This window comes from Cryomorphaceae bacterium (genome assembly GCA_007695365.1).
GTDB lineage: Bacteria > Bacteroidota > Bacteroidia > Flavobacteriales_D > SKUL01 > SKUL01.
This window is the reverse complement of sequence record REDV01000147.1, coordinates 25,035-32,792: the sequence shown is the minus strand read 5'-3', so window position 1 is coordinate 32,792 and position 7,758 is coordinate 25,035. Positions and strand designations below refer to the sequence as shown.

General features: G+C 45.9%; 3 protein-coding genes. All 3 read right to left on the bottom strand.

Annotation, left to right across the window (positions count from 1 at the left end; translation table 11 throughout):
* On the bottom strand, positions 1-937 hold a 937-nt coding region (locus tag EA392_14770), incomplete at its 3' end, for a hypothetical protein (protein TVR36644.1).
* Between the two features lie 19 nt (positions 938-956).
* The gene (locus EA392_14765) at positions 957-5,420 is read right to left on the bottom strand and encodes a T9SS C-terminal target domain-containing protein (GenBank protein TVR36643.1); all 4,464 of its coding nucleotides are present in this window, start codon (positions 5,418-5,420) and stop codon (positions 957-959) included.
* 692 nt (positions 5,421-6,112) lie between these two features.
* The gene (gene lpdA, locus EA392_14760; GenBank protein ID TVR36642.1) at positions 6,113-7,501 is read right to left on the bottom strand and encodes a dihydrolipoyl dehydrogenase; all 1,389 of its coding nucleotides are present in this window, start codon (positions 7,499-7,501) and stop codon (positions 6,113-6,115) included.
* Positions 7,502-7,758: the final 257 nt, after the last annotated feature.

The following is a 7,758-nucleotide window of genomic DNA, read 5'->3' as shown; positions in this document are numbered from 1 at the left end:
CATCATCTTCGGGTACTACGCCAATTACTGCCGGCCACCAATAGCTGTTTTGCGCTGTTGTGCCACCTTCTATTTCCAGGTGATGGAAGGTGGTATCTTCGCGGCCATCTGGCAAAACACGCATTACCAGCACCGTATCTTCCGGATGACTGGCAAATCCACCTGCCGGGTCTGTAATCATAATCCTGCCCTGGTCATCCACGTATCGGGCTGAAGTGAAATAGCGTTCTACAAACTCTGAAGTAAAGGTAGTATCCACCGAACCATCCAGAAAAACCCGCACCATGTGTGGAGAAACATGATCTTCAAAGGTATTGAAGTTACCGCCCACCATAATGCGTTCATCATCGTAAAACATCATGTGTGAGGTTTTACCCGAAAGCGGCGCGTTCACCACGCGGGGGGTAAAAGTAGTATCCACACTGCCGTTGGGCATCATGCGCACCAGGTGGGCTTTGTTGCCTAGCGAATCGAGGTAAATGCGCCCGCTGACGTAAAATCTGCCATCGGGCAATGGAAACAAGGCCATGGCATCCGGTGGAGGATTGGTGGGAAAGTTATTGGCAAAGTAAAAATTAAAACCTGGATATGGTTGTCCTAGTTCATCATGTTTACCGGGGGTATTATTGAATCTCATGTATCCTCCTGGCACTCTGAACAATGCCCCCCCCCCTCCTAATGAAGAAGGAGTACCAAAAGAGTTATCAAAATCTCCAGTTGGATATAGCCGAACAATGCCTCTGTGGCCGCTTAGTGGATGCCAATGAGCACTAACCACAATTTGGTTGGATTCTGTCAAAACCAGTCCTTCAACCCTTATAAAGATATTTTCATAATGCACAAATTCTTCATCTACCACATAGGTATAACCCTGCTGGGCGGAGAGCTTCACGCACCCCGCCCACAGGATTACAGATATAAGCATGAATCTGATCATACTTTAAAGTTACTGCTTTTTAATGCTGTACCACTATTTTACCCGCAGATACTTTTTCTTCATTCTGCCAAAGCTGGTAGAAATACATTCCGGAGCGTTCGTCGCGGGTATCCCAAAGTACCTGGCCTTCGTAGTTATCACCGAGGTCAAAAGACCTGATTATACGGCCGCTGACATCGAAGATGCGTATGTAGGTTTGCGGATGTGAACGGAACAATTCGTAACGCAACGTGGTGTAGCTATCGGCCGGATTGGGGTACACCACTACAGGGTTGACCTCCATTTGAGATTGAATGTTTGTGGCTTCATACGCCTGAAAACTTCTCGGAGCAGGAATGAACTGTCCTTCGGGACATATCTGGTAGTGAAAACACAACGCATTCCACGCCCGGCCACCTGCCCGACCACTGTTTGGCGTTTGTGCAATGGTTAACAAAGCATCTATTTCGACATCTTTTAACCGGGCCACATTGCGGCCATCTGATTTAACCGTTCTCAGCAGGTCATACAAATCATTGAATTGCTCCCATTCGGTTTCCTCCTCGGTATTCATTCGGTCCCATATTACCGGCATATGGGTAAGTACTGCTTTACCTTCGGAAAGATCGCCCATTTCGAGGTGGGTCATGGCCAAAGCATAATGATTGGGGATATTCTCGAGCCGTCCCATAAACCACAGCAGCGAATCGGGATTGAAGCCCAAAGTATCGGCAAGCATTTCCTGGATCACCATTTTGTGGTTGAGGGCCATGGTGCGACTTTTTTGACCCATTGCACTCAACAGATTGGTTTTTACAGTAATTTCATTGCGCGCATCAATCAAAATATCGATCATGTACTGCGGAAGCGGGTTGGGCATGTAGTATTTCAGATGATCGATCAGTTCGCTGCTGCGTAGTGCGTCGGGGTTAGCCAGCAATACCTCCATCAACATGGCGTGGGGCATAATGTCACGGTCGGCAGCCGCAATCAACACTTCCACAGTTAAAAACGGTGAGTCCTGCAGCAATGTGTTGCGCAAGTCCCAGGCATCCTGCGACCAGCTGCCCGCTATTTCATCGAGCAATCCTTCGGTATCGCCGCCATCACTCAGTTGATGATAGTTGTACAGCAGGTTGTAGTACTCGGTGCTGGCCGAATCGAATGCCGATTTGAAATTGGCCTTGTGCTTGCCGGCAAAAGTGCTTGCGCAAGTTCGCTCATTACTTGTACTATACCCGAGATCCACATTCGAAGTAACTTCTGAACCAGATGGTTCATGCAGCACATCGCCAGTGTACCACGCATATCCCACCAATGGCATGTCCTGATCCTGTGCAAAGTGCATAAAATCGAGTGAGTAGGCCGAAGACTGGCTGAACACATTGGCCGCAGCTACTCCGGGATAGTCACCCTGGCTACTGCGAATACCCTTTCCTAATACATTATTTAGATTAACCACGTCAAAATCACGTCCGTTTTCCGAATTGTTATTGCATAAAAACTGCAACCCCTCATTGCCCAGTTTACCGCCGCGGTTGTTGTCGATGGCTACTGAACCGTACATCAGTCCTTCAATGTCGTTTTTATACAATTCGTTTTCGGCAGCACCACTCGCTTCAATAACGGCACCGTGTGTAGGCCATCCATTGGAACCCGCTTTTTCGAAGTGGTTTTCTTCGATGGAATAGGCTGAGGTCCTCCAAGTGTATACACCCGAATTCCTTTCATCGTCTAATTCATTTGGCTCAAATTGATTAGAACCCACATAAAACTCGTTTTGCCGTATGCGGCTAAAGTCGGTTTCGCGGAGTTCGATACCGGTCATGTTTTCGTTGAACACCGCTTTGGATACATTGATGTGTTTAACACCGGATTCTGTAATAAGTGCCAGTATTCCGTGATGAAAACCGGTAAATGAGCTGGGGATGGGTGTTACAGAACAGGGCTGCCCTGCACCTTGTGGTACCGGGCAGTAGTCATCAACAATATAGTGTGCTGAATGGCTGTATATGCCAGATGTAAGCTGCTGAGAGTTTTCTGCAATGGTCATGTCATTTCTGAATTCGCAACCCCTAAAGGATACGCCATGATTACCCCACAAAGTAACCTGGGGGTGTGCTCCCTGCGGCCCCCGAAAGTAGTCGTCGGTTAAGAAAAATTCGGTGTTGCGAAAAAAGCTCAGATCATGCACCGGATTACCTATGGCGTTGGTGTTTTGATAGCGCATGAACTGCGCGGACCTTGTGTTGTTCAGAAATTTGGTGTCAGAAACCTGGATAATGCCGCCTCTGGCATCCCAATCGTTTTTTTTCCAATTCGATACAGCGTTTTGGGCATTTTCTATCTTTGAGTTGTTTCTGGCTTCGAACCTGCCTTGGTGATAGTAACCTCCAATCGGTGTTTGTCTTTCCAAGGTGGTACCCCAAACCTCAATGCCTCCCCACAGTTCTGAACATGCCTCCGGTGTATATTGGCTGTTGGTAAGGGTTGCGTTGTTTACTATCAACCTTGCGTTTTGCTCAATTTCAATTTTGCTCTCAATGTTTGCGTTTCCTGCAAAAGCTATGGTAGTACCTTCAATTGTTAGAGTGTGGCCATCCTTAACCCGCACTTTCCCCAGTACTTTTTTGTTACTATTCCACGATGTGTTCTCAGTGATTTCGTATACACCGGTTTCGTGGTTCGTGATAATTTCATTGTCGATTAGACTACCGTCGGGTCCAATGCCTGCAATAAAGTCTCTAATACCGCAATCACTTGCAATCTTTACGAGGTAATTGTCATCGAGATTATCAGAAGTATTTCCACAGATTATATAGCCCCCATCCGAGGTTTGAACAATGCGATAGACGCATTCTTGTTGTTTTAGGTTGCCAGGGGGGCATTCTCTGGGCGCATTGTCTGTTGAGTCCCATATTTTATCCCATTCAAACTCGTATTCTGCGTTAAATTTCCCGACATAAGCGCATGTACTCCAATATTCAAAGTAATCTGGATCTACACTCAACCAATACGAAGGATCAATTGCATCTATTCCATTGGCGATTTGGTCCAGACAAGGCCCAATATCTGAATCTGAATAACTGGGGGCAGTATTGGTCAGAAAATATTGTGGCGAATGTCTGCTTGTAACAAAAGCAAATCCTCCGTCTGTAGTAGCAGTGGTACTGAGATACAGATCATAGGCACGTATTTCACCAAGCTCAATTGGTTGACTGTTAGGAGAAACTATTCCACCCTGGTTATCGAAAATATATATCTTGCCTTGTGCAACGTTTGTACCTCCCCAAAATTCACCCGTGGAATTCGCCGCTACAGGCCAGACAATGTCACCGTTGTTAAGAAATGTCGCGCTGAAGCTTCCGTGGTTTACGGGCCCTACATTCTCGTCAAAGTTGAACCCATCTGATTCATAACCGGAATTTGGTTCGGTATACTTATCCCAAATTACGTTAGAAAAGGCATCTTGTTCAGGTGATTGAGATGAAACTTCAGTGTATTGCATAAACGCTCTCAAGCCGACTGAGGCCAAGTTATAGCGGCCAGCAAGTACGTAACTATTACCTTGACCTTCGATCCACATGTAAAATCCATTATGAATGGAGGTGTGATGAATGTCCCACTCTTTGTGGCCATTATCGTCAATTTTTACAATGTATGGATGCATTGTTGAAGGGGTGTATGTATTATTTACTTCGCTAACCAAATGACTTCTACCCACAGCGTAGAAGCCACCATCAGGCGCATTGGTCAAACTAAAAGCCATTCCTGCATCAAAGAACACCTCTGACAAAGTAGAATGTGGTCCAAAAAGATTGTTGTATAGGACCTCTCCCGAAGGTGTGATTTTCATGACATTGAAGTTGTTTAATCTATCGCCTTCATTTGTGCAAAATCCAGAAGGAAGGCTGCTCAACTCAAAAGTTGAGAATCCACTGGGATTGTTACCGGAAATAGGGTTAACATACATCGGTATATTTTCCATATGACTTTCTCCTTCAAAAGGAATTGGTGATCTGGAGAATCCTGCAAGAATGATGTTGCCATCGTCGTCCTGAAGAGAGCCAAGGAATGACCCAATGTTATACTTTTTAAACCATAACATATTACCGCTAAGATCAAATCTCCCTACGGATTGCCTTATGATACCATGGAGGTGATCGTCCGTATTCAATAATTGTGGGTATGGTCCACCAGCTATAAAATTTGCACATGGTGCATAGTCGTCATACTCGATAAAATCTGGTAATGTTGTATAACCGGAGGCAATATAACCGACGTGAACACCATTTTCGTAGTATTCTATAACATCCATCCACCAATCCTCGCCGGATTGTGATTGGGTTTGAGGTTGTCCACTTTGATTTGTGGGAGACCAAGTTATGCTTGTCCATTCAATTCGAGGGGATAATGCAGGTGACAGCACCGGTGTTGTAATTTGGCTAAAAGAGGTTAACACTACTACAAAGGTGAGAAAAGGTACAAGTAATAAAGTTTTCATAGTTAACAAAGATTTGGTTAAATAATTTTGAAAATGTAGAATTTGAAAAACAAATTATTTACATTATTTGAGTCCAACATAAAAATATCTTTAACTATTTGTTGTAAATATGCATTGTCAATGAGCAACATAATTGGAATTCTAACGAGTAGTTGGATAAGTCTTTCTTATGATAGAAAAGTCTGTCTAAGGTGTTTATTAACCATGTGACTTAAGTTTGGCTAGAAGTATTGATGTTCAAGAATCAAAGGTACATCACATTTAAAGTGTTGTTTTTGAGACTATGTGTAGTAGTGTTGTCGGATTCTTTGCACACAGAAGGATTGAAGGAATTTTTATTAGGCTGAATGACTTCTGAAGAGGTATCCCAATATATATCTTGTATATTCGATAAAGAGAATCAATCCTTTACAGTTTGCTTCGCCGCATTGAAAAAGTGATTCTCCCCGCCTGCCTCCCGTAACCAATTGATGGCGGGCAGCTAAATCGCCCTGAAGCTTTCGGGCCAACTAATGCAAGCCTGCCTCCTGGCAGGCAGGCCAGCCTGCCATGCCTCCGGCAGGTAAATCGGCAGGCAGGTATTTCGAAGCTCATCGCTCCTCCATTTACATCATTTGGGTTAGATAACAATCAATCTTCTGCATAAAAAAAGCCCGCATCGCTGCAGGCTTTTCACTTTCAGAGTGTTTGTGCTAAAGGTGTATCACCTCGTCGTACGCAGCAGCGGCGGCCTCCATAATGGCCTCGCTCATGGTAGGGTGGGGGTGAACGGTTTTGATGATTTCATGTCCGGTGGTTTCCAGCTTTCGAATGGAAACAATCTCGGCGATCATCTCGGTTACACCGGCGCCAATCATGTGTGCGCCAAGAAGCTCACCATATTTGGCGTCAAAAATGAGTTTCACAAAACCCTCGCTGTTTCCGCCCGCCTTGGCTTTGCCCGAAGCGGAGAAAGGAAACTTGCCTATTTTCAGCTCATAGCCGGCCTCTTTGGCAGCTTTTTCGGTGTAGCCGGCTGAGGCAACTTCAGGCGAGCAGTAGGTGCAGCCCGGAATGTTGTTGTAGTCAATGGGTTCAGGATGGTGTCCGGCGATTTTTTCTACGCAGGTAATACCCTCGGCAGATGCCACATGGGCAAGCGCCGGTCCGGGTACGCAGTCGCCAATGGCATAGTAACCGGGTATATTGGTTTCGTAGTACTCATTCACCTGGATTTTACCTTTGTCGGTAATGATGCCCACTTCTTCAAGGCCGATGTTCTCAATATTGGCTGAGATTCCTACGGCCGAGAGTACTACGTCGCACTCAATCACTTCCTCGCCTTTGGCTGTTTTTACCGTTACTTTGCACCCTTTGCCGGAGGTATCTACCTTGGTGACCTCGGCCTTGGTCATAATTTTCATGCCCTGCTTTTTGAAAGAGCGCTCCAGTTGCCTGGATACTTCCTCGTCTTCAACGGGCACAATATGGGGCATGTACTCCACAACCGTTACTTCGGTACCGATGGTGTTGTAGAAGTATGCAAACTCCACACCGATAGCGCCGGAGCCTACCACCACCATTTTCTTGGGTTGGGTTTTGAGCGACATGGCCTTTCGGTAGCCAATGATTTTTTCACCGTCCTGTGGAAGGTTGGGTAGCTCACGTGAGCGGGCACCGGTAGCAATAATGATGTGCTTTGCACTGTATTCACTTTCTTTACCGTCCGCATCGGTTACGGCAACCTTTTTACCAGGTTTAACTTTTCCGGTTCCGGAAATCACGTCAATCTTGTTTTTCTTCATCAGAAACTGAACGCCTTTACTCATTCCGTCAGCGGTATCGCGGCTTCGCTTAATCATACCGTCAAAATCGGGTTTGGCATCTTTCACGCTGATTCCATAATCTGAAGCGTGGCTCAGGTATTCAAATACATTGGCACTTTTGAGCAGCGCTTTGGTCGGAATACATCCCCAGTTAAGGCACACTCCGCCCAGCGATTCTTTTTCAATTACTGCAGTTTTCAAACCGAGCTGAGATGCCCGAATGGCTGTTACATAACCGCCGGGTCCGCTGCCCAGCACAATCACGTCGTAGTTCATATGGCTTTTTTTAAGGCTGTCTTGATTTTTGTGCCGGCGAAGTTAACCCAATCCCGTCAATAGAAAAAATGGACGCCCAGCACTTGCAGGGCAAAGGCATTTAGAACATCAATCCAGAAGCTGCCAATGGAGACACTTTCCGGTGGCTTTTACTCTCGAGAGGTTTCAGGATGGTGTCAACGTTTTTGGGTACTTCACGTTAGAATGGAAATCAAGTTTCTTTGCGCTCGTTGCGCCAGCCTGCCATGCCTCCGGCA

What these genes read in the sequence shown, in the direction of transcription:
- lpdA (TVR36642.1), bottom strand. Translation starts at nt 7,501, where the DNA reads ATGAACTACGACGTGATTGTGCTGGGCAGCGGACCCGGCGGTTATGTA.
- EA392_14765 (TVR36643.1), bottom strand. Translation starts at nt 5,420, where the DNA reads ATGAAAACTTTATTACTTGTACCTTTTCTCACCTTTGTAGTAGTGTTA.